Annotated in this window: 22 protein-coding genes; 7 read left to right on the plus strand and 15 right to left on the minus strand. The window is 69.1% G+C overall.

Features of this window, described 5'->3' with window-relative positions; all coding sequences use genetic code 11:
* Window position 1: 1 nt before the first annotated feature.
* The 8 genes from BST28_RS14875 to BST28_RS14910 form a co-directional block, all read right to left on the minus strand.
* Entirely contained in the window at window positions 2–1,048 is a 1,047-nt protein-coding gene (locus tag BST28_RS14875; RefSeq protein WP_019736428.1) for an NUDIX domain-containing protein, read from the minus strand.
* Window positions 1,048–2,172 (minus strand): glycosyltransferase family 4 protein, encoded by a 1,125-nt coding sequence (locus BST28_RS14880; RefSeq protein WP_083081657.1) that lies wholly within the window; start codon window positions 2,170–2,172, stop codon window positions 1,048–1,050. Before BST28_RS14880 ends, BST28_RS14875 begins: the two co-directional genes overlap by 1 nt.
* Window positions 2,172–3,116, minus strand: coding sequence for a phosphatidylinositol mannoside acyltransferase (locus tag BST28_RS14885; RefSeq protein ID WP_083081660.1), 945 nt, complete (start codon window positions 3,114–3,116; stop codon window positions 2,172–2,174). Before BST28_RS14885 ends, BST28_RS14880 begins: the two co-directional genes overlap by 1 nt.
* Complete coding sequence (pgsA, locus tag BST28_RS14890) at window positions 3,113–3,775, minus strand: phosphatidylinositol phosphate synthase (protein ID WP_019736425.1); 663 nt, start codon at window positions 3,773–3,775, stop codon at window positions 3,113–3,115. The genes BST28_RS14885 and pgsA overlap by 4 nt, the downstream gene beginning before the upstream one ends.
* Entirely contained in the window at window positions 3,772–4,344 is a 573-nt protein-coding gene (locus BST28_RS14895; RefSeq protein WP_019736424.1) for an ATP adenylyltransferase, read from the minus strand. Before BST28_RS14895 ends, pgsA begins: the two co-directional genes overlap by 4 nt.
* A complete protein-coding gene (gene thrS, locus BST28_RS14900; protein ID WP_083081663.1) occupies window positions 4,341–6,407 on the minus strand; it encodes a threonine--tRNA ligase in 2,067 nt (688 codons plus the stop codon). Before thrS ends, BST28_RS14895 begins: the two co-directional genes overlap by 4 nt.
* A gap of 103 nt (window positions 6,408–6,510) precedes the next feature.
* Window positions 6,511–6,981 (minus strand): hypothetical protein, encoded by a 471-nt coding sequence (locus tag BST28_RS14905; RefSeq protein ID WP_083081666.1) that lies wholly within the window; start codon window positions 6,979–6,981, stop codon window positions 6,511–6,513.
* The gene (locus BST28_RS14910; RefSeq protein WP_083081668.1) at window positions 6,978–7,592 is read right to left on the minus strand and encodes a PaaI family thioesterase; all 615 of its coding nucleotides are present in this window, start codon (window positions 7,590–7,592) and stop codon (window positions 6,978–6,980) included. Before BST28_RS14910 ends, BST28_RS14905 begins: the two co-directional genes overlap by 4 nt.
* A gap of 65 nt (window positions 7,593–7,657) precedes the next feature.
* On the opposite strand from BST28_RS14910, the gene BST28_RS14915 reads away from it, so the two are divergent.
* Window positions 7,658–8,155 (plus strand): DUF1990 domain-containing protein, encoded by a 498-nt coding sequence (locus BST28_RS14915; RefSeq protein ID WP_019736420.1) that lies wholly within the window; start codon window positions 7,658–7,660, stop codon window positions 8,153–8,155.
* A gap of 75 nt (window positions 8,156–8,230) precedes the next feature.
* On the opposite strand, the gene BST28_RS14920 is transcribed toward BST28_RS14915, so the two are convergent.
* Window positions 8,231–8,686 (minus strand): DoxX family membrane protein, encoded by a 456-nt coding sequence (locus tag BST28_RS14920; RefSeq protein ID WP_029249074.1) that lies wholly within the window; start codon window positions 8,684–8,686, stop codon window positions 8,231–8,233.
* Window positions 8,687–8,779: 93 nt separating this feature from the next.
* Here BST28_RS14920 and BST28_RS14925 point away from each other — a divergent pair, with 93 nt between their 5' ends.
* Window positions 8,780–9,490, plus strand: a complete 711-nt coding sequence (locus BST28_RS14925; protein ID WP_019736418.1) for a helix-turn-helix transcriptional regulator — start codon at window positions 8,780–8,782, stop codon at window positions 9,488–9,490.
* On the opposite strand, the gene BST28_RS14930 is transcribed toward BST28_RS14925, so the two are convergent.
* The 5 genes from BST28_RS14930 to fdxA all read right to left on the minus strand — a co-directional run bounded on the left by BST28_RS14930 (window position 9,487) and on the right by fdxA (window position 12,349).
* The gene (locus BST28_RS14930) at window positions 9,487–10,374 is read right to left on the minus strand and encodes an NAD(P)H-dependent flavin oxidoreductase (protein ID WP_083081698.1); all 888 of its coding nucleotides are present in this window, start codon (window positions 10,372–10,374) and stop codon (window positions 9,487–9,489) included. The two genes, BST28_RS14925 and BST28_RS14930, sit on opposite strands and share 4 nt — an antisense overlap.
* 74 nt (window positions 10,375–10,448) lie before the next feature.
* Window positions 10,449–10,787, minus strand: coding sequence for a cupin domain-containing protein (locus tag BST28_RS14935; protein WP_019736131.1), 339 nt, complete (start codon window positions 10,785–10,787; stop codon window positions 10,449–10,451).
* Window positions 10,788–10,830: 43 nt separating this feature from the next.
* The gene (locus tag BST28_RS14940; protein WP_043335837.1) at window positions 10,831–11,250 is read right to left on the minus strand and encodes a hypothetical protein; all 420 of its coding nucleotides are present in this window, start codon (window positions 11,248–11,250) and stop codon (window positions 10,831–10,833) included.
* Between the two features lie 2 nt (window positions 11,251–11,252).
* Window positions 11,253–12,008 carry a helix-turn-helix transcriptional regulator gene (locus tag BST28_RS14945; protein ID WP_019736129.1) on the minus strand — a complete coding sequence of 252 codons (756 nt, stop codon included), beginning with the start codon at window positions 12,006–12,008 and terminating at the stop codon, window positions 11,253–11,255.
* The gene (gene fdxA / locus BST28_RS14950; protein WP_019736128.1) at window positions 12,005–12,349 is read right to left on the minus strand and encodes a ferredoxin; all 345 of its coding nucleotides are present in this window, start codon (window positions 12,347–12,349) and stop codon (window positions 12,005–12,007) included. Before fdxA ends, BST28_RS14945 begins: the two co-directional genes overlap by 4 nt.
* A gap of 51 nt (window positions 12,350–12,400) precedes the next feature.
* On the opposite strand from fdxA, the gene BST28_RS14955 reads away from it, so the two are divergent.
* Window positions 12,401–13,000, plus strand: a complete 600-nt coding sequence (locus BST28_RS14955; protein ID WP_019736127.1) for a DUF2249 domain-containing protein — start codon at window positions 12,401–12,403, stop codon at window positions 12,998–13,000.
* Window positions 13,001–13,169: 169 nt separating this feature from the next.
* The gene (locus tag BST28_RS14960; RefSeq protein ID WP_019736126.1) at window positions 13,170–13,961 is read left to right on the plus strand and encodes an enoyl-CoA hydratase/isomerase family protein; all 792 of its coding nucleotides are present in this window, start codon (window positions 13,170–13,172) and stop codon (window positions 13,959–13,961) included.
* Here BST28_RS14960 and BST28_RS14965 read toward each other — a convergent pair.
* Window positions 13,958–15,622: an acyl-CoA synthetase gene (locus BST28_RS14965; RefSeq protein WP_019736125.1), complete on the minus strand. Its 1,665-nt coding sequence runs from the start codon at window positions 15,620–15,622 to the stop codon at window positions 13,958–13,960. The genes BST28_RS14960 and BST28_RS14965 overlap by 4 nt on opposite strands.
* 118 nt (window positions 15,623–15,740) lie before the next feature.
* Between BST28_RS14965 and BST28_RS14970 the strand changes: the two genes are divergently transcribed.
* The 3 genes from BST28_RS14970 (at window position 15,741) to BST28_RS14980 (ending at window position 17,967) form a co-directional block, all read left to right on the plus strand.
* Window positions 15,741–16,406 carry a DedA family protein gene (locus BST28_RS14970; RefSeq protein ID WP_083081671.1) on the plus strand — a complete coding sequence of 222 codons (666 nt, stop codon included), beginning with the start codon at window positions 15,741–15,743 and terminating at the stop codon, window positions 16,404–16,406.
* Window positions 16,407–16,491: 85 nt separating this feature from the next.
* The gene (locus BST28_RS14975; protein ID WP_019736123.1) at window positions 16,492–17,112 is read left to right on the plus strand and encodes an antibiotic biosynthesis monooxygenase; all 621 of its coding nucleotides are present in this window, start codon (window positions 16,492–16,494) and stop codon (window positions 17,110–17,112) included.
* Window positions 17,113–17,205: 93 nt separating this feature from the next.
* Window positions 17,206–17,967 (plus strand): esterase, encoded by a 762-nt coding sequence (locus BST28_RS14980; protein WP_083081673.1) that lies wholly within the window; start codon window positions 17,206–17,208, stop codon window positions 17,965–17,967.
* The last annotated feature ends 63 nt before the right edge of the window (window positions 17,968–18,030 follow it).

An 18,030-nucleotide genomic window follows, 5' to 3' on the forward strand; every position in this document is an offset into this window, starting at 1 on the left:
CTCAGGTGATCCGGCGGATGTCCGGAGCCGTACCGGCGGCGTCGGCCAGCCGGGCCGCCTCGGCGAGGCGCTCGCCCAGTTGCAGCGGGTAGACCTTTTCGCCGCCGGCGGCCAACTGCGCGATCGTGTCGGCGTCGCACCAGCGGTGCCCGTGCAGGTAGCTCCGCTCCAGCCCGGTTCGAGCGGCCCCGGACGGCTCGAACCGGCCGGTGCGGTGGACGAAGAAGAACTCCTGGCTGTCGAGCCGTTCGCCGTTGAACTCGAAGGCGGCGTCGCGGCGCCAGATCGGTCCGATCAGCTCGCCGGGGTCGACCGTCAGGCCGGTCTCCTCGGCCAGTTCGCGTGCGGCCGCGTCGGCCAGCGGTTCATCGGGCAGCACCTGCCCGCCCACGGTGAACCACCAGCGCGGTGCCGGGTTGTCGGCATCGTCGGGCAGGGCCGGGTCGCGGCCGCGCAGCAGCAGCACCGACCCCGTCTCGTCGAGCAGCACCACCCGCGCCGAGACGCGCGGATCCAGCACTCCGTGATCGCCGTGCGCAATCATGCCTGCCCGTTCGACGATCTCGAAATATGTTGGCATGGGCGCGGTCCCGCCCAGATGCAATGCCCGCACCAGTGGCCGTTCGCGCAGTGCCACCGTGTCGCGGACGGCGTCGTTGTGAAACCGGCGGGCCAGCAGCACCCGGGCCTCGGCGTCGGCCAGTTCCGCGACCATCGCCGGTGGCAATGACGCGGCGTCGACCATCGCCAGTTCGGCCGACAACGCGTTCTCGGCCGTCTCACGCACGTCGCGCGACGCGCGCTCGGCCACATCGGCCAGGGCGGCCAGCCGCCGGCCGGCCACCGCATCGCCGTAGGCCTCGATCGCTACGGTCCGGGCCACCACGGCCCGGCGCGCCAGGGCTCCGTCCAGCGCCTGCCAGGACAGGTCGCAGCGCACGTGCAGCCGGTTGAGCCGGTTAGCGGTCTGGTAGGCCCAGCCCACCGCCGCGGCCAGCACCGCCACGGCGACCAGCACCAGCACGGTGCCGGCGATCGTCGGGCCCATCAGTCGCCCACCGAGACCTTCCGGCCGACGCCGGCGACCGTCTCGTAGACCCGGATGATCTGGCCGGCCACCACCGACCAGTCGTAGCGTCGGACCGCCTCGCGGCCCGCCGCCACGTATGACGCCCGCAGCGCGTCGTCGTCGAGCACCTCTATCAAGGCGGCGGCCAGGGCCGCATGGTCATCGACCGGCACCAGCCGGCCGGCCTGCCCGTCGCGCAGCACCCGGCGGAACGCGTCCAGGTCGCTGGCGACTACCGCGGCGCCGGCCGCCATCGCCTCGGCAAGCACGATGCCGAAGCTCTCACCGCCGGTGTTCGGCGCACAGTAGACGTCGGCGCTGCGCAGCGCCGACGCCTTCTCGGTATCGTCGACTTGCCCCAGGAACCGCAGATGCCCGGCCAATTTTCCTGCAGTGCTGCGTAATTCGGGCTCATCACCGCGGCCGACGATCAGCACTTCGAGATCGGGGAACTTCGCGACCAGCGCCGGCAGCGCCCCCAGCAAGACCGCCATTCCCTTGCGGGGCTCGTCGTAGCGGCCCAGGAACAACACCGTACGGCCGCTGCGCGGATAGCCGGGCAACGGCTGCGCCATGGCGAACGCGGCCACATCGACCCCGTTGGGGATCTCCACCGCGTCGGATCCCAGCGCCTCCATCTGCCAGCGCCGGGCCAGATCCGAGACCGCGATGCGGCCGATGATCTTTTCGTGCATCGGCCGCAGCAGGCCCTGGGCCATGCTCAGCGTCAGCGATTTCGTCGTCGAGGTGTGAAACGTGGCCACGATCGGGCCCTCGGCCACGTTCAGGGCCAGCATCGACAGGCTGGGGGCGTTCGGCTCGTGCAGGTGCAACACGTCGAATTCAGCCCGCATGAGCCACTTCTTGACCTTGCGATGCGCGGCGGGGCTGAACTGCAGCCGAGCCACCGACCCGTTGTAGGGGATCGCGAGGGCCTTGCCGGCGGAGACGACGTAGTCGGGCAGCTCCACATGCGGCGAGGCCGGCGCCAGCACACTGACCTCGTGTCCGCGGGCACGCAACACCTCGGCCAGCTGCAGCACATGCGCCTGCACCCCGCCCGGCACGTCGAACGAGTAGGGGCAGACCATGCCGATCCGCATCAGCTCTCCCCCAGGCGCGCCCGTCGCGATTCGGGAAGGTCGGCCACCCACTGCGGCTGCATCATGTGCCAGTCTTCCGGATAGACGGCGATGCCCTCGGCGAAGGTGTCGGCCAGAGCCTGGGTGATCGCATCGACATCCCCGCTGGAGCAGTCCAGCGGCGAATGGATCCGGATTCCCCAACCGTCGCCGTCGAACCAGCAGTGCGCCGGCAGCAGCGCCGCTCCGGTGTCGATGGCGAGCTTGGCCGGGCCGGCGGGCATCCGGGTGGTCTCGCCGAAGAAGTCGACCGCCACGCCGCTGCGGGTCAGGTCGCGGTCGGCCATCAGGCAGACCAGCCCGTTGGCCGTCAGTCGCTCGGCCAGCACTTCGTACGGGGGGCGTTCGCCGCCGGACAGCGGCAGGACTTCGAAGCCGAGGCTTTCCCGGAAGTCGACGAAGCGCCGGTACAGCGACTCGGGTTTGAGCCGTTCGGCGACCGTGGTGAACCCGCCGTGGGTCTGCGCCAGCCAGACCCCGGCCATGTCCCAGTTGCCGCTGTGCGGCAACGCCAGCACCGCGCCGCGACCGGTCTGCAGCGCGGCCTCGATGTACTGCTTGCCCCGCACCGAACCGTGCAGCCGCCCGGCCAACGCGGCGTGATCCATGGTGGGCAGCCGGAAGGCCTCGCGCCAGTACCGGGCATAGGAGGCCAGCGAGGACCGCATCAGCGCCGCCGGCACCTGGTCCGGTGTCACCCCCAGCACACGAGCCAGGTTCTTGCGCAACTGTTCGGGTCCCCTGCCGCGGGCCGCGATCAACGCGCCCGCATCGAATGCGTTGCGGGCGACGAATTCCGGTAGCGCGCGCACCATCATCCAGCCCGCGGCGAAGCCGGCGTCGGTGGCCCAGGCGTCCAGCTGGCTGAGCCCGGGAACTCGCAGACCGCTCGGGAGGAATGTCACGATCCGTCTGGTCCCTCGCCGTCGGCGTCCTGCAACGGTTTCACCGCGCCCGGCGAGGTGCGCACGGTGTGCAGACGTTGGGCGCAGGTGACCAGGCTGGCCACCGCCAGCAGCCACATGGCCACGTGCAGCGCCCACGGCAGCGGGTACACCGGCAGGTCGGACAATCCGGCGCCCACCAGCACGATGATCAGCCGTTCCGGGCGTTCGATGTAACCACCGTCGCCACGCAGGCCGCTGGCTTCGGCGCGCGCCTTGATGTAGGAGATCACCTGGGAAGTCACCAGGCAGATCAACGTCGCGACGACCAGCGGGGCACTGTCCAGGCCGAACGCCGCCCACCACGCCAGCCCGCAGAACACCGCGCCGTCGCTGATCCGGTCGCAGGTCGCGTCCAGCACCGCCCCGAAAGCGCTGCCGCCGCCGCTTTCGCGGGCCATCGCCCCGTCGAGCATGTCGAAGTGCACGAAGAACCAGACCACCAACGTGCCGGCGAACAGTTGACCCGTCGGAAACAGTGTCAGCGCCGCCAGCACCGCACCGGCGGTACCCAGGATCGTGACGATGTCGGCGGTGAGCCCGGCCCGCAGGAACGCCCGCGCCACCGGAGTGGTGATACCGGCGAACGTCGCTCGGGACAGGAAAGGCAGTCTGCTCATTGTTGTTTCGCCCACTCGTCGGCGAGCAGCCGGCGAGTGTCGCGCAGCAACTGCGGGATCACTTTGGAGCCGCCGACGATCGTGATGAAGTTCGCGTCGCCACCCCAGCGCGGCACGACATGCACGTGCAGATGCTCGGCCAGCGACCCGCCGGCCGACTCGCCCAGGTTCAGACCGACGTTGAACCCGTGCGGGCGCGACACCGCCTTGATCACCCGGATGGCTTTCTGGATGAACGTCATCAGCTCGGCGCCCTCGGGTTCGGTGAGGTCTTCGAACTCCGAGAACCGTCGGTAGGGCACCACCATCAGGTGGCCGGGGTTGTACGGGTAGAGGTTGAGCACCGCGTAGACGTATTCGCCGCGCGCCACCACCAGCCCCTCCTCGTCGGAGAGCGTGGGGATGTCGGTGAACGGCTGGCGAGACCGGGCCGACCCCGACTCCGCACGGTTGAGGGGCGCCTCGGCCAGATAGGTCATCCGATAAGGAGTCCACAATCGCTCGAGCCGATCGGGCTCACCGACACCGGTGTCCACGATCCCCTGCTCGCCGCCCCCATCACCGGTCACCGGACGTCGCCCGCCTTGAGCACCGCCTCCACCGTCTCCGCGGTCGGGGCGGTGTTGTCGCGTGCGGCGATCCAGCCGGCGATCGCAGCGACCGCCTCGTCGCGCGGCACGCCGTTGATCTGGGTGCGGTCGCCGAACCGGAAGCTGACCGCGCCCGCCTCGACGTCGCGGTCACCGGCCAACAGCATGAACGGCACGTGCGTGTTGGTGTGGTTGACGATCTTCTTGGGCATCCGGTCGTCGCTTGCGTCCACCTCGACCCGCACCCCGTGGCTGCGCAGTTGTGCGGCAACCTCGTCGAGGTAGGCCACGTGCTGGTCGGCGACGGGGATGCCGACCACCTGCACCGGCGCCAGCCAAGCCGGGAACGCCCCGGCGTAGTGCTCGGTCAAGACACCGAAAAATCGCTCGATCGAGCCGAACAGGGCCCGGTGGATGAGCACCGGGCGCTTGCGGGTGCCGTCTGCCGCGGTGTACTCCAACTCGAACCGGTCGGGCATGTTGAAGTCGAGCTGAATGGTCGACATCTGCCAGTTGCGCCCCAGGGCGTCCTTGACCTGCACCGAGATCTTCGGCCCGTAGAACGCCGCACCGCCCGGGTCGGGCACCAGGGTCAGCCCGGATGCCTCGGCGACCTCGCGCAGCGTCTCGGTGGCCTCCTCCCACACCTCGTCGGAGCCGACGTATTTCTCCGGGTCCTTGGTGGACAGTTCCAGGTAGTAGTCGTCCAGGCCGTAATCGGCGAGCAGGTCGAGCACGAAGCGCAGCAAGGAGGTCAGCTCGTCGCGCATGCCCTCCCGGGCGCAGTAGATGTGCGCGTCGTCCTGGGTCATGCCGCGAACGCGGGTCAGGCCATGCACCACCCCGGAACGCTCGTAGCGGTACACGCTGCCGAATTCGAAGAGCCGCAACGGAAGTTCCCGGTATGAGCGCCCGCGTGACCGGTAGATCAGGTGGTGCATGGGGCAGTTCATCGGCTTGAGGTAATAGTCCTGCCCGGGCTTTCGCAGCGTGCCGTCCTCGGCGAACTCCGCGTCGATGTGCATCGGCGGGTACATGCCCTCCGAATACCACTGCAGGTGGCCGGAGGTTTCGTACAGCGCCGACTTGGTGATGTGCGGAGTGTTGACGAACTGGTACCCGGCCTCGATGTGCTTGCGCCGCGAGTAGTCCTCCAACTCCCGGCGGATGATCCCACCCTTGGGATGGAAAACCGCCAAGCCCGAACCGATTTCGTCGGGGAAGCTGAACAGGTCCAGTTCGACTCCGAGCTTGCGGTGGTCGCGCCGCAGGGCTTCCTCGATCAGTTCCAGGTGACGGTCCAGCGCCTCCTGGGACTCCCACGCGGTGCCGTAGATGCGTTGCAGGCTGGCGTTGTTCTGGTCGCCGCGCCAGTAGGCCGCCGAAGAGCGGGTGAGTTTGAACGCCGGGATGAACCGCGTGGTGGGGATGTGCGGACCGCGGCACAGGTCGCCCCAGACCCGCTCGCGGGTCCGGGGATTGAGGTTGTCGTAAGCGGTCAGCTCATCACCGCCGACTTCCATGATCTCGCTGTCGCCGGACTTGTCGTCGACGAGTTCCAGCTTGTAGGGCTCATCGGCCAGCTCGGCACGTGCGGCCTCTTTGGACTCATAGACCCGTCGCGAGAACAGCTGGCCTTCTTTGATGATGGCCCGCATCCGCTTCTCCAACGCGGCCAGATCCTCCGGGGTGAAGGCCTCGGGCACGTCGAAGTCGTAGTAGAAGCCGTCGGTGATCGGTGGACCGATGCCGAGCTTGGCGGCCGGGAACAGCTCCTGCACGGCCTGGGCCAGCACGTGCGCACACGAGTGCCGGATGACGCTGCGGCCGTCTTCGGTGTCGGCCGGAACCGGGGTCACTTCGGTGTCGGCGTCGGGAATCCAGCTCAGGTCGCGCAGCTTGCCCTGCGCGTCGCGCACCACCACGATCGCATCGGGTGCCCCGCGGCTGGGCAGGCCCGCCGCGCGCACCGCGTCTGCCGCCGTGGTTCCGGCGGGCACCCGAATCGGGGTGGCCGGGGCGGGGATGGCGGGCGCGCTCATCTGCTGATCTCCAGGGATGTAGGGGCGTTCGGGATGTCCGGACCATGCTATCGGGACGGGCACCACCGGTTGCCCCAGGCCGAACAAACGTCACCAGTGCCGGTTACGGCTCGACCAGGTTGATCCGCGCGATCGCGGCCGGGTAGTTCTTTTCGAAGTCCACCCGGTCCGCACCGAACTGCGACGAGTCGATGATGTAGGCGACGTTGACCCACAGATCGCGCATCGTCGGACTCAGCTGTGTTCCGACCATCCGCGCGCAGATGATCAGTCCGTGCACCCAGACCGCGGGGGGCCGATCCGGTGGCCGGACCACCAGGTCGGGGCTGGCCCGGCCGATGTCGAAGCCCGGTGTCGGCCAAGCGTTGACCGCGATGCGCTCTTTGAGCCAATCCGGTATCTCCTGCGGCGGTTCGGGAACGAACAGCAGCGGTTGGTCGAGTTTCACCAGACAGTAGTCGGGCCGATCGTCGCCGGGCAGAAACCGGATCAGCTCGCCCGGCAGCGGGAGCCGCGCGGCGAAGTGCTCCGGGCCGGTGTCCATCTCGTCGAAAACGATCCTGGCCGAGCTCATGGCTGCCCGGGTTTGAGCACCACGAACAACGCCTCGCCGTCGGCCAGCAGCGTGTCGCCGTCGCACAGGGTGGTCTCGACGAAGATCTTGCGACCCTCGGTCCGGCTGATCCACGCCTCGAGCTGCAACTCCCGGTCGATCGGGACGATGCTGCGGTAGTTGACGTGCAGGTAGGCCGTGCGCTGGTAGGGGCCGCCGGTCAGCAACCACGATGCGGTTCCCAGCACCGAGTCGAACAGCAACCCGATGGCGCCGCCGTGTGCGGCGCCGTTACGTCCCAGGTGGAAGCGTCGGAACCGGGCCCAGCCGCGCAGCCGCCCGTCCTCACTCTTCTTGAGTTTCATCGGCACCGGGAGCAGGTTGCCGCGCATGGGCAGATCCAGCCGGCGCCCCGACGGTGACGACCATTCGTCGGCGTCGAACGGTGCCAACAGATCGCAGATGTCCTGTAGCGAGTCGGCTGCCCGGCTGATCACCTCGTCGGGGGCGTCGGCGGCGCGGGCGTGATCCTGCAGGGCACGCATCGTCTCCAGGAACCGGCCGTAGTCCGGCCCGCCCTTCTTGGTCGGCTCGGGCGGGTTGAAACCGCCGCCGGCATGTGGGGCTGTCACCCGTCTATTTAACGTTCAGCCGATTCTCGAGCGGACGCCGCGGCCGCGATGGCAGGGTTGGCCCGGTGGATCTGAGCAAGCTGCGTGACCTCCAGCTGACCTACACCGAGGTGGGCGCCACCGCCGGAGCACTGCCCGAGGGATACCACCATCTGGAGCACACCGCCCCTATCGGCCGCGGCCGGCGGCGCTTCGAGGAGGCGGGCGAGGCGGTGCTGCACTGGGGCATGCAGCGCGGCGCCGGCTTGGGCGTGCGGGCAGACAGCGACGTCGCCGAGGTGGGCACGACCGTGGTTGTGCGGATGGGATTTCTGAGCGCACCGTGCCGGGTGGTCTACCTGATCGAGGAGGACAACCGGCGCGGGTTCGCCTACGGCACGCTCCCCGGGCATCCCGAATCCGGTGAGGAGCTGTTCGCGGTGCGCTACGACCCGGCCGATGACGCCGTCTACGCGCAGGTGCGGGCGTTCTCCCGGCCCGCCACCTGGTGGATCAGGGTGGGCGGGCCGGTGGCTCGGGTGGCGCAGCGCGTCATCGCCACGCGTTATCTGCGCGCGGTGTGACCGCCGAGGTGGCGCGACCGCGCCACGACCGGATCGGGTTGTCGTGGCGCGGTCGCGGGTCTGCGGCGGCCGGTGTCAGGTCACCTGGCGGGTGTGCACGGCCTGCGCCAGCCGGGCCAGCACGACCGCGGAGACCAGCAGACCGAAGTCGCGCAACGCCACGTCGTAGTAGCCGGACAAGGTGAGCAGGTCGACGATGATGCCGCCGAGCCAGGCGGCCACCACCCAGGCACCGATCCGCGGCGCGACGGCGACCAGGACACCGGCCACGATCTCGATGACGCCGATCAGGTACATCGCCTGGTCGCCGTTGCCGGGCAGGATGTCGTTGATCCAGCCGGCCAGATACTTATCCCAGTGACCCGGTCCCGCGCCGTCGGGCACGTGCGGCAGCAGGTTGAAGAACTTGTCCAGACCGAACAGGATCGGAGCGACCGTGAACAGGGTCCGCAGCAGGAAGAACGCCTCGAACAGCGGATCCTTCAACCGCCCCGAAATGGCAGGTGAACTCGCATGACCGGTAGTACCCATGGCATCCTCCTCAGTTCTAACGATCGACAATTTGTACGTTAGAACGAGTAGAATCTAACGTCAAGAGTTTCATCCGATAGAAGTTCGGTGACCATGCCCAACCGCGACCGCGACGTGACGGGGATCGGCGCCCTGGCCGATCCGGTCCGCCGCGAGCTGTACCGATTCGTCGCCGCCCAACCCCACCCGGTCAGCCGCGACGAGGCTGCCGCCGCGACCGGAATCGCCCGCCACCAGGCGAAGTTCCATCTGGACCGGTTGGAGGCCGACGGCCTGCTGCAGAGCGACTACGCCCGGCTCACCGGCCGCTCCGGGCCCGGTGCGGGCCGCCCGTCGAAGCGCTACCGACGCTCCCTGGCCCAGATCGCCGTCAGCTTGCCGCCGCGCGAATACGAGCTGGCCGGTCGGCTGATGGCCGAGGCGATCGCCGAATCCACCCGCACCGGCACACCGGCGATCGACGTACTGCGAACCCTGGCCCACGACTACGGCCGCGAACTCGGCAGCACGGCGACCGCGGGACGAGCGCCCGCCGACGCGCAGGCCGCGCTCGAGGTGGCCATCCGCGTGCTCGGCGAACACGGCTATGAACCGCGCGAAGGCCCCGCCGCGTCTGAGGTCTACTTGGCCAACTGTCCGTTCCACGCGTTGGCCCAGGCCCAGACGGAGCTGGCCTGCACCATGAACCTCGCGCTGATCGGCGGTGTCAGCGATGCTTTGGCGCCGCACGGCCCGCGGACCCGGCTGTGCCCGGACCCCTCGCGCTGCTGCGTCGTGCTCAGCGCCGCACCGGACCCGGGCTAGGCCCAGCGCGCCAGCAACCGTTGCGCCCCGGTGCACAACTCGTCGAGAACCACCGACACCGTACGGCTGCCGCCGAGCAGCCCCACGCCCTGCCCGGCGTCGACCGGGGCGATGCGGTGATCGTCGGCGGCCATAGCGGCCGCCAGTTCCGCGCCGGCTTCCGCATCGTCGACCAGGGCACCCTCCCGGCCCGCCCAGCGACCGACGAACTCGTTGCGCAACACCCGCGACGGGAACCGCGCCGGCCAATCCAGTCGCTGACCGACATCGAAGACCCGGGTGGTGACCGTGTCCGTGCCAGCCGCCGCGATCAGGGCGCGCCGGGCGCCATCGCCGGTCAACGCCTCGGGGCAGGCCGACAGGCAGGTGCCCAGCCAGGCGCCGGCCGCCCCGGCCGCCAGCACCGCGGCCAGGCTGCGCGGCGAGGCGATCCCGCCGGCGGCCAATACCGGCACCGTCACGGCGTCCAGCACGGCGTCGAGCAGCGGCAGCGTGGCCAGCCTCACCTCGCCGTGGCCGCCACCCTCGGCTCCGCGGGCCACCAGCACGTCCAGCCCGGCATCCTGCGCACGCCGGGCGGTCTCGACGTCATAGACCTGGGTGGCGGCGAGGATCCCGGCAGCGTGGGCGCGCTGCACCCAGGACAGGTCGTCACCGAAGCTCACCGAGAGCAGCACCGGGCCGGCGGCCAGGGCAGTGTCGAGCAGGTCCGGGGCATCGCGGATCACCCAGTCCACCAAGCCGATTCCGAACCTCGCCGACCCGGCCAGGGCCAGCTCGGTGGTCAGCGACGCGGCCGTGGCCGTGCTGCCCATCCCGATCATGCCCAGCCCGCCCGCGGCGGTGACCGCGGCGGCCAGCCGACCACCGGCCACCCCGCCCATCGGGGCATTGACGATGGGAACCCGCAACCCGGTCCGCACCGACCAGGGCGTGGCGAGTGCGGCCGCGGCCACGCTCAGTGCGCGGCGCTCTTGGCGACCGTCAGCAGCACCACCGAGTCCTCCAGCGACTCCAGCGCATGACGGGCCAGCGGCACGGTGACGAGTTCTCCGGCCGAGCCCTCCCAGGCGTCGTCGCCGGCGGTCAGCCGCACCCGGCCGCGCAGCACCTGCAGCGTCGACTCCCCGGGACTGTCGTGTTCGGCCAGCGCCTCGCCGGCCTTCAGCGCGACCAGCGTCTGGCGCAGGTGGTGCACCGAACCGCCGTAGACGGTGTGCGCCGAACGCCCACTGTGGTGTTGCCTGGCCTCGGCGAGCTTCTCATCGGCCAACGCGGTCAGGGAGGTCGATTCCATCGGTAGTCCTTCGGCTCGGCGGTTAGGTGTTCGGGACGGACACTCAGCGAGACAGCAACACGATGCCCAGGGGCACCAGTGCGGCGACCTTGATCAGCTCCAAGGCGACGTAGGCGTAGTGCGCCCGGGATCGCGGCGCGTCCAATCCGGACAGCACCTGGTCGGCGCGGCGGCTCAGGCGGGGCCGCACGGCCAGCATCTGGGCGAACAACATGGCCACCGCGACCGCGAACGTCACGACGCCCGCGGCGCTCGGGGGCTCGACGGCGAACGTCACCGCGATAGCCGCGGCGAGCACGAACTCGGCGGCATTGAGAGCCCGAAACACCAACCGGCCGATCCCGAGGCAGACCGGAATGGTCGCGTTGGGCGCGCGGAACTTCAGCGGCGCTTCCATGAACGAGATCGCGATCACCATGCCCAGCCAGAGAAATGTCGCCGCGACTGCGACGCCGGAAGCCATGCTCACCCGGTAGAACCTTCCACTCGCACCGTCCCCGGCGGGGACTGATCGATCCGGGCCCCGTTCGGGCCCGGTGTGGGCTGATCGACTTTCACCGAGGTCAGATGCGCCACACACAGATCGGGCTTGGCGAACGAGTCGAGGTGATCGACCGTCACCGGGGCGTCCCAGGCTTCCAACGCACCCTGCATCAGGCCCAGGTGGATCGGGCAGACCACCTCGGTCGAGGTCTCGGCGAGCTCCAGGAACGGGCAGTGGCGCAGGCCGAGTTGTTGCTCGCCGGCGGCGTCGGGTTCGAGCTGTTCGGGCTGGAATCCCAGCTCGTCGAGCAATTCGACGAGCTGGTCGGTCGACTCCTGGGCGTCGACCGGCTCGGTCGGGCGGTTCAGCGGCCGCATGCGCTGCCCCCACGCCCGGCCGGCCGCCAGCGCCTTGCCGCTGGGATCGGAGTCGGCGGCCAGACCGATGGTCAGGATCTCGGCGAGCAGCCGGAACCGGCGGGTGCCGCCACGGTCCATCTGCCGGATCGCCCGGAACATCAGCGCCGGACGGCCCCGGCCCTTGTGGTCGGGTTCGGTGTGTTCGACGCGGCCTTCTTCCACCAGGGTGTCCAGGTGAAAGCGCACGGTGTTGGGATGCACCCCCAACTCGTCGGCGATCTGCGCGATGCTCAGCGGCTCGTCCGCGGCCTGCACCAGCCGAAGTACGTCGAGTCGACGTCCTCCAGGCGGCCCAGGCGGTTTGGCGATGTCGCTCACTCCCCCTGGGGGGGGAAGCTGGCCACTAGCGGGGTGTCGATCCCCAGCGGGCCGACCTTGGCGGCGCCGCCGGGTGAGCCGAGTGCTTCATCGCGTCCCGGCAGGGCCTCGGTGAAGAACGCCGCGTTGTCAGCCTGGTGGGGTTGCAACTCGTCCGGAAGGTCATCCTCGTAGTAGATGGCCTCGACCGGGCACACCGGCTCGCAAGCACCGCAGTCCACACACTCATCAGGATGGATGTAGAGGGCTCGCCCGCCTTCGTAGATGCAGTCGACGGGGCACTCCTCCACGCAGGCCCGGTCCATCACGTCAACGCACGGCTTCCCGATCACATATGCCATGGGCGTAGAGTTTACACAAGGGATTTTGTAGAAACTAGAAAGGCAGGCCTAATGCCGGAGGCCGAACTCGACGCCCGGGTGCTACCCAAACCGGAGAAGCACAAGACGATCTTCGCGACCTTCGCCAAACTGGCTGTCGGTGAGTCGTTTGTGCTGCTCAACGACCACGAACCTGAACCTTTGCGCCTCGAGTTCGAACGCGAGCATCCCGGTAGCTACGGGTGGGAGTACCTGGAGAAGGGCCGTGACCGCGGCGCGCTGTGGCGGACCAGAATCTCTCGGCTCTCCTCGACCGCGGTGCCGTGGATTCTGACCGACACCACGACCACCGGCGAGGGCGTGGAACCCGACCCGGCCGGGGTGGTCTGGAAGCTCGACGTCCAGAGCCGCGAGATCGACGCCGACGTCACCAGCCTGTCGGCGGGCCAGGACACCGGCATGCACGTCGGCCCCGAAATCGACGCCCTGATCCACGTGCTGTCCGGTAGCGGACGGCTCACCACCGAACTGGGCACCGTCGATTTGACCTCGGGCGCGCTGTTGTGGATGCCCAGGCGATCCCGGCGACAGTTCATTTCCGGGCCAGATGGCTTGCGCTACTTGACGATTCACCAGAAACGCCAGTTCTTGAACCTGATGGCGACCGGCTGATCCAGCGGCACCGGTCAGGCGGGCGGTACGGTCGACCGGTCGCGGACTGACTCCGGCCGCGGACGCTCTTTCGTCGGAAGCCTTTGCATACCAGCCGTATTCGCGTTTCTGCGCGGAGAACCATTCCCGGCGCTAGACCGCACCGGTGACGGTCGGGTAGAAACAACTGATGCCCGACAGATACCGCGACTTCCCCACCCTTCGACTCGAGCCCGGCGACAATGGTGTGCTGCAGATGGTGCTGGATGCGCCCGGGCTCAATTCGGTGGGCCCGCAGATGCACCGCGACCTCGCCGATGTGTGGCCGGCGATCGAACGTGACGACGCGGTGCGCGCGGTGCTGGTCCGCGGTGAGGGCAAGGCCTTCTCCGCCGGCGGCAGCTTCGAGCTGATCGAGAAGACCATCGGGGACTACCCCGGGCGGATGCAGGTGCTGCGGGAGGCCCGCGACCTGGTGCTGAACATGGTCAACTTCTCCAAGCCGGTGATCTCGGCGATCAACGGCCCCGCCGTCGGCGCCGGTCTGGTGGTTGCGCTGCTCTCCGACGTCTCGGTGGCCGGGCGCACCGCCCGGCTGATCGACGGCCACACCAAGCTGGGCGTGGCCGCCGGAGATCACGCGGCGATCTGCTGGCCGCTGCTGGTGGGCATGGCCAAGGCCAAGTACTACCTGCTGACCTGCGAGACGCTGCACGGCGAGGAGGCCGAACGGATCGGGCTGGTCTCCAAATGTGTCGATGACGAGGAGGTGCTGGCGACCGCGACGCGCATCGCCGATGACCTGGCGCACGGCGCCCAGGACGCGATCCGGTTCACCAAGCACAGTCTCAACTACTGGTACCGGCAGTTTGCGCCGGCCTTCGAGACCGCACTGGGTTTGGAGTTCCTCGGTTTCTCCGGCCCGGACGTGCATGAGGGCCTGGCCGCCGTTCGGGAGAAGCGCAAGCCCCGGTTCGGCTAGGTATGGACCGCCGCCGCCTGCGCTGTGGCCCAGCGGTAGTCGGCCTTTCCCGACGGCGAGCGCTGCACCCGCTCACAGAACACCACGTCCTTGGGCAGCTTGTAACGCGCGATGTAGCGGGCCGCCTCGGTGACGATGGCATCGGCGTCGGCCTCGGCCCCCTCGGCCAGCTGCACCACGGCGACGACCTCGTGGCCCCACCGCGGACTGGGCCGGCCCACCACCACGACGTCGTAGACGGCCGGATGCCGGGCGACGGCGGCCTCGACCTCCTCGGCGTAGATCTTCTCGCCGCCGGAGTTGATGGTCACCGAGTCGCGGCCGAGCAGCTCGATGCCGCCGTCGGCATCCCAGCGGGCCCGATCACCGGGGACCGCATGCCGGATGCCTTCGATGACCGGGAAGGTGCGCGCGCTCTTCTCCGGGTCGCCCAGGTAGCCCAGCGGCACATGACCCTGTTGCGCCAGCCAGCCGATCTCGTCGTCGCCGGGCCGCAGGATGCGGGTCATGTCCTCGCTGACCACGACCGCGCCCGGGTTCGGGGTGAACCGGCCGGTCGAGACCTGGCCGCGGCTGGTGGTCTGGGCCATCTGCGCCCCGGTCTCCGAGGAGCCGCCGGCGTCAAGGATCGACAGGTTCGGTAGCAGGTCCAGGATCCGTTTCTTGAGCGGCACGGTCAGCGGGGCACCGCCGCTGGCCAACACGGCTAGGCCCGCCAGGCGTTCGGCCAGCTCGGGACCGCCAGCTTCCAGCGCGTCGGCCAGCGGCCGGGCGAAGGCGTCACCGACGATCGAGAGCGAGATGACACGCTCCTTGGCCGCCATCTCCCAGGTCGCGACCGGGTCGAACCGCTCGGTGATCGCCGACATCACGAACGGTCGCCCGCCGAGCAGCGTGATGAACGCGGCCCACTGGGCGGCGCCGTGCATCAGCGGAGCCACCGTCATCGAGCTCGCGGGCCCGGCGGCGCGGGCGCGTTCGACGATCTCCTCCAGGCTGGTGGGAACGGCGCCGGTGCCGACCTCCCGGCCACCCATCGCGCTGATGAAGATGTCGTGCTGGCGCCACAGCACGCCTTTGGGCATGCCGGTGGTGCCGCCGGTGTAGAGCACGTACAGGTCGTCCGGCGACAGCGGCAGATCCAGCGCGGTGGCTGAGGTGGTGGCCAGCAGTTGCTCGTAGCGCAGTGCGCCGGGCAGCGGTTCGTTACCCGAGTCGTCGTCGACGTGGATCAACAGCATCGGCGGCAGCCGGCCACCGGCCTGCCGCAGCGCCGCGGCCAGCGTGGGGGCGAACCGCGCGTGGTACATGACCGCCTCGGCCGAGGCGTCGGCCAGCAGGTAGACCAGCTCGTCGGCGACGTAGCGGTAGTTGACGTTGAACGGTGCGACGCGGGCGTGGTAGGCCCCCAGCATCCCTTCCAGGTATTCATTGCCGTTGGCCAGGTACAGCCCGAGATGGCTCTGCCCTGATTCGTGGGCGGCCAACTCCGAGCGCTCCCGGCGCGCGCCCAGTCCGCGCTCATACAGCGCCCGCGCCAGGCGGTGGGAGCGGTCCTCGATCTGGGCATAAGACAGTCTGCGGTCGCCGAAGACCACGCAGTCGCGGTCCGGGACGGCCGTCGCCACCGCCGAGAACACCTGGGCGAGGTTGAATTCCACTGACCATCCTCGATTCGACCGCCGGAGAGCGCCCGAGTAACGCTACAAGGTGATCCGATGTTCGCTGGACAACGGTCTGCGTGGGTGTATCGGGTCGGCGTCAGGCATGCTTGGCCGCATGTCGGTGGATGTCCTGTTGCTGTCGATCCCGCCCGTGCTGGTCTATCTGCTGGTCGGCGGTGTAATCGGGATCGAGAGCCTGGGCGTCCCGTTGCCCGGTGAAGTCATGTTGGTGGGCGCCGCGCTGCTGTCGTCGCGACATGACTTGGCCGTCGACCCGGCCGGGGTCGCGGTGGCCGCGATCATCGGCGCGGTGATCGGTGACTCGATCGGGTACTCGATCGGGCGCCGCTTCGGGATGCCGCTCTTCGACCGCCTGGGCCGGCGGTTTCCCCGGCATTTCGGTCCCGGCCACGTGGCCTACGCGCAACACCTGTTCGCCCGCTGGGGCACCAGCGCGGTGTTCTTCGGCCGGTTCGTGGCACTGCTGCGTATTTTCGCCGGGCCGCTGGCCGGGGCGCTGAAGATGCGCTACCCGCAGTTCCTCACCGCCAACGTGACCGGCGCGATCTGCTGGGCCGGTGGCACCACCGCCCTGGTCTACTACGCCGGCATGGCCGCCGAGCACTGGCTGTCCCGGTTCTCCTGGGTCGCGTTGCTGGTCGCGGTGCTCGCCGGTGTCATCGGCACCATCGCGCTGCGGGGACGTATCGGCGCCCACATCGCCGAGCTGGAGGCCCAGCATCGCCACGCGACCGACGTCGTCGAAGAAGGCGCCGGATAGGGGTTGTCCCCGCCGCGTAGCCGGAGCATGGTGGAAGGGACCGGCGGCGCCGCCGGGGCGTCGCCCCGATCACTCGGAGGCCGATATGTTCGCGCGTGCAACCACCATTCATGCCCATCCGTCCTTCCTCGATGAGGGAATCACTCACGTTCGCGGCGTGGTGATGCCGACCCTGGCCGACATGGACGGCTGCGCGGGCATGTCCATGCTGGTCGACCGCGACGCCGGCCGGTGCATCGTGACGTCGTCATGGCTGGACGAGGACACCCTGCGCGCCAGCGAGGCCGGCGCCCAGCAGCTATGTGACCGTGCCACCGAGATCTTCCACGCCACCGCCGAGATCACCCGCTGGGAGATCGCCGCGGTACGCCGCGATCACCGCTCCCGCCGGCACGCCGGCGTGCGGGTCACCTGGCTGCGGACCGACCCGGCAGGTCTGGAGCGGATGATCGACACCTACAAGCTGGCGCTGATACCCGCGATGGCCGACCTCGACGGCTTCTGCAGCACCACCCTGCTGGTGGACCGGGCCTCGGGGCGGGCGGTTTCCTCGATCAGTTTCGAGGACCGCGCCGCGATGGTGGCCAGCCGCAGCGGTGAGCAGGCGATTTGGGCCCGGGCGGTCAACGACGCCGGCGCCGAGGTGCTCGAAGTCGCCGAGTTCGACTTGGCGATCGCCCACTTGAACGTGCCCGAGATGGTCTAGCTTTCGCCAGCCCTTTCACCAGCCGTAGTGGGGGTGGCCGCGCGCTAATCTTTGCTCGCGGCGCGTTGCCGCCTTTACTAGGAGGTATCACCCATGCGGTCTTTCAGCGTGGCGGTCATGACGGTTGCCGCCATGGTCGGTTGCGTGCCCGCGGCTGTGGCGGCCCCGAAGGATTACTGCGCCGAGCTCCACGGTGGCAATACCGGCCGCACGTGTGAGATCCAGCTCTCCGACCCCGGGTACAAGGTCGACATCAGCATGCCGCTGAACTACCCCGACCAGAAACCGGTCGCCGAGTACATCGCCCAGACCCGTGAGGCTTTCCTCAACTCGGCCAAGTCGGGCGCGCCTCGCAGCGCACCGTACGAGTTGAGCATCAAGCCGACGGAATACACCTCGTCGATTCCCCCGCGCGGCACCCAAGCGGTGGTGTTCACGGTGCACCAGAGCGTCGGCGGGGCGCCCCAGACGACGTACAAGGCATTCAACTGGGACCAGACCTACCGCAAGGCGATCACGTACGCGCCTGCCCCCGACGATAAGGAGCATGCGCCGTTGTGGCAGGTGGACGATCCGCTGAAGACGGTCGCCCCGATTGTCCAAGCTGAGCTGCAGCAGCAGCTGGCACCGCCGCCCGCACAATCGGGAGAGGCGACGACGACCACGTCCGCCGCGGCGCCACCACCGTTGCCGATCGCGCAATCCGCACTGTATGACCCCGCCAACTATCAGAATTTCGCGGTGGTCAACGACGGGGTGATCTTCTTCTTCGACCAGGGTGTGTTGTTGCCCGCCTCCGCTGGGGCGTTACACGTGCTGGTGCCCCGGTCTGCAATCGACCCGATGATCGCCTGAACACCTGCGCCGTGCGAGCGATCTGAACCGGCGAGATCGGCCAAGGCGGCCGGCACGACCGCG

It is taken from the genome of Mycolicibacter kumamotonensis (assembly GCF_002086285.1).
GTDB classification, from domain to species: domain Bacteria; phylum Actinomycetota; class Actinomycetes; order Mycobacteriales; family Mycobacteriaceae; genus Mycobacterium; species Mycobacterium kumamotonense.

Bases quoted from the DNA above. Each gene is read 5' to 3' on its own strand.
- BST28_RS14925 (WP_019736418.1), top strand. From the start codon at position 8,780: ATGCCCAACCGCGACCGCGACGTGACGGGGATCGGCGCCCTGGCCGAT.
- BST28_RS14930 (WP_083081698.1), bottom strand. From the start codon at position 10,374: ATGGGCGGGGTGGCCGGTGGTCGGCTGGCCGCCGCGGTCACCGCCGCG.
- BST28_RS14935 (WP_019736131.1), bottom strand. From the start codon at position 10,787: ATGGAATCGACCTCCCTGACCGCGTTGGCCGATGAGAAGCTCGCCGAG.
- BST28_RS14940 (WP_043335837.1), bottom strand. From the start codon at position 11,250: ATGGCTTCCGGCGTCGCAGTCGCGGCGACATTTCTCTGGCTGGGCATG.
- BST28_RS14880 (WP_083081657.1), bottom strand. From the start codon at position 2,172: ATGCGGATCGGCATGGTCTGCCCCTACTCGTTCGACGTGCCGGGCGGG.
- BST28_RS14980 (WP_083081673.1), top strand. From the start codon at position 17,206: ATGCGGTCTTTCAGCGTGGCGGTCATGACGGTTGCCGCCATGGTCGGT.
- fdxA (WP_019736128.1), bottom strand. From the start codon at position 12,349: ATGGCATATGTGATCGGGAAGCCGTGCGTTGACGTGATGGACCGGGCC.
- BST28_RS14975 (WP_019736123.1), top strand. From the start codon at position 16,492: ATGTTCGCGCGTGCAACCACCATTCATGCCCATCCGTCCTTCCTCGAT.
- BST28_RS14875 (WP_019736428.1), bottom strand. From the start codon at position 1,048: ATGGGCCCGACGATCGCCGGCACCGTGCTGGTGCTGGTCGCCGTGGCG.
- BST28_RS14960 (WP_019736126.1), top strand. From the start codon at position 13,170: ATGCCCGACAGATACCGCGACTTCCCCACCCTTCGACTCGAGCCCGGC.
- BST28_RS14920 (WP_029249074.1), bottom strand. From the start codon at position 8,686: ATGGGTACTACCGGTCATGCGAGTTCACCTGCCATTTCGGGGCGGTTG.
- BST28_RS14955 (WP_019736127.1), top strand. From the start codon at position 12,401: ATGCCGGAGGCCGAACTCGACGCCCGGGTGCTACCCAAACCGGAGAAG.
- BST28_RS14905 (WP_083081666.1), bottom strand. From the start codon at position 6,981: ATGAGCTCGGCCAGGATCGTTTTCGACGAGATGGACACCGGCCCGGAG.
- pgsA (WP_019736425.1), bottom strand. From the start codon at position 3,775: ATGAGCAGACTGCCTTTCCTGTCCCGAGCGACGTTCGCCGGTATCACC.
- BST28_RS14970 (WP_083081671.1), top strand. From the start codon at position 15,741: ATGTCGGTGGATGTCCTGTTGCTGTCGATCCCGCCCGTGCTGGTCTAT.
- thrS (WP_083081663.1), bottom strand. From the start codon at position 6,407: ATGAGCGCGCCCGCCATCCCCGCCCCGGCCACCCCGATTCGGGTGCCC.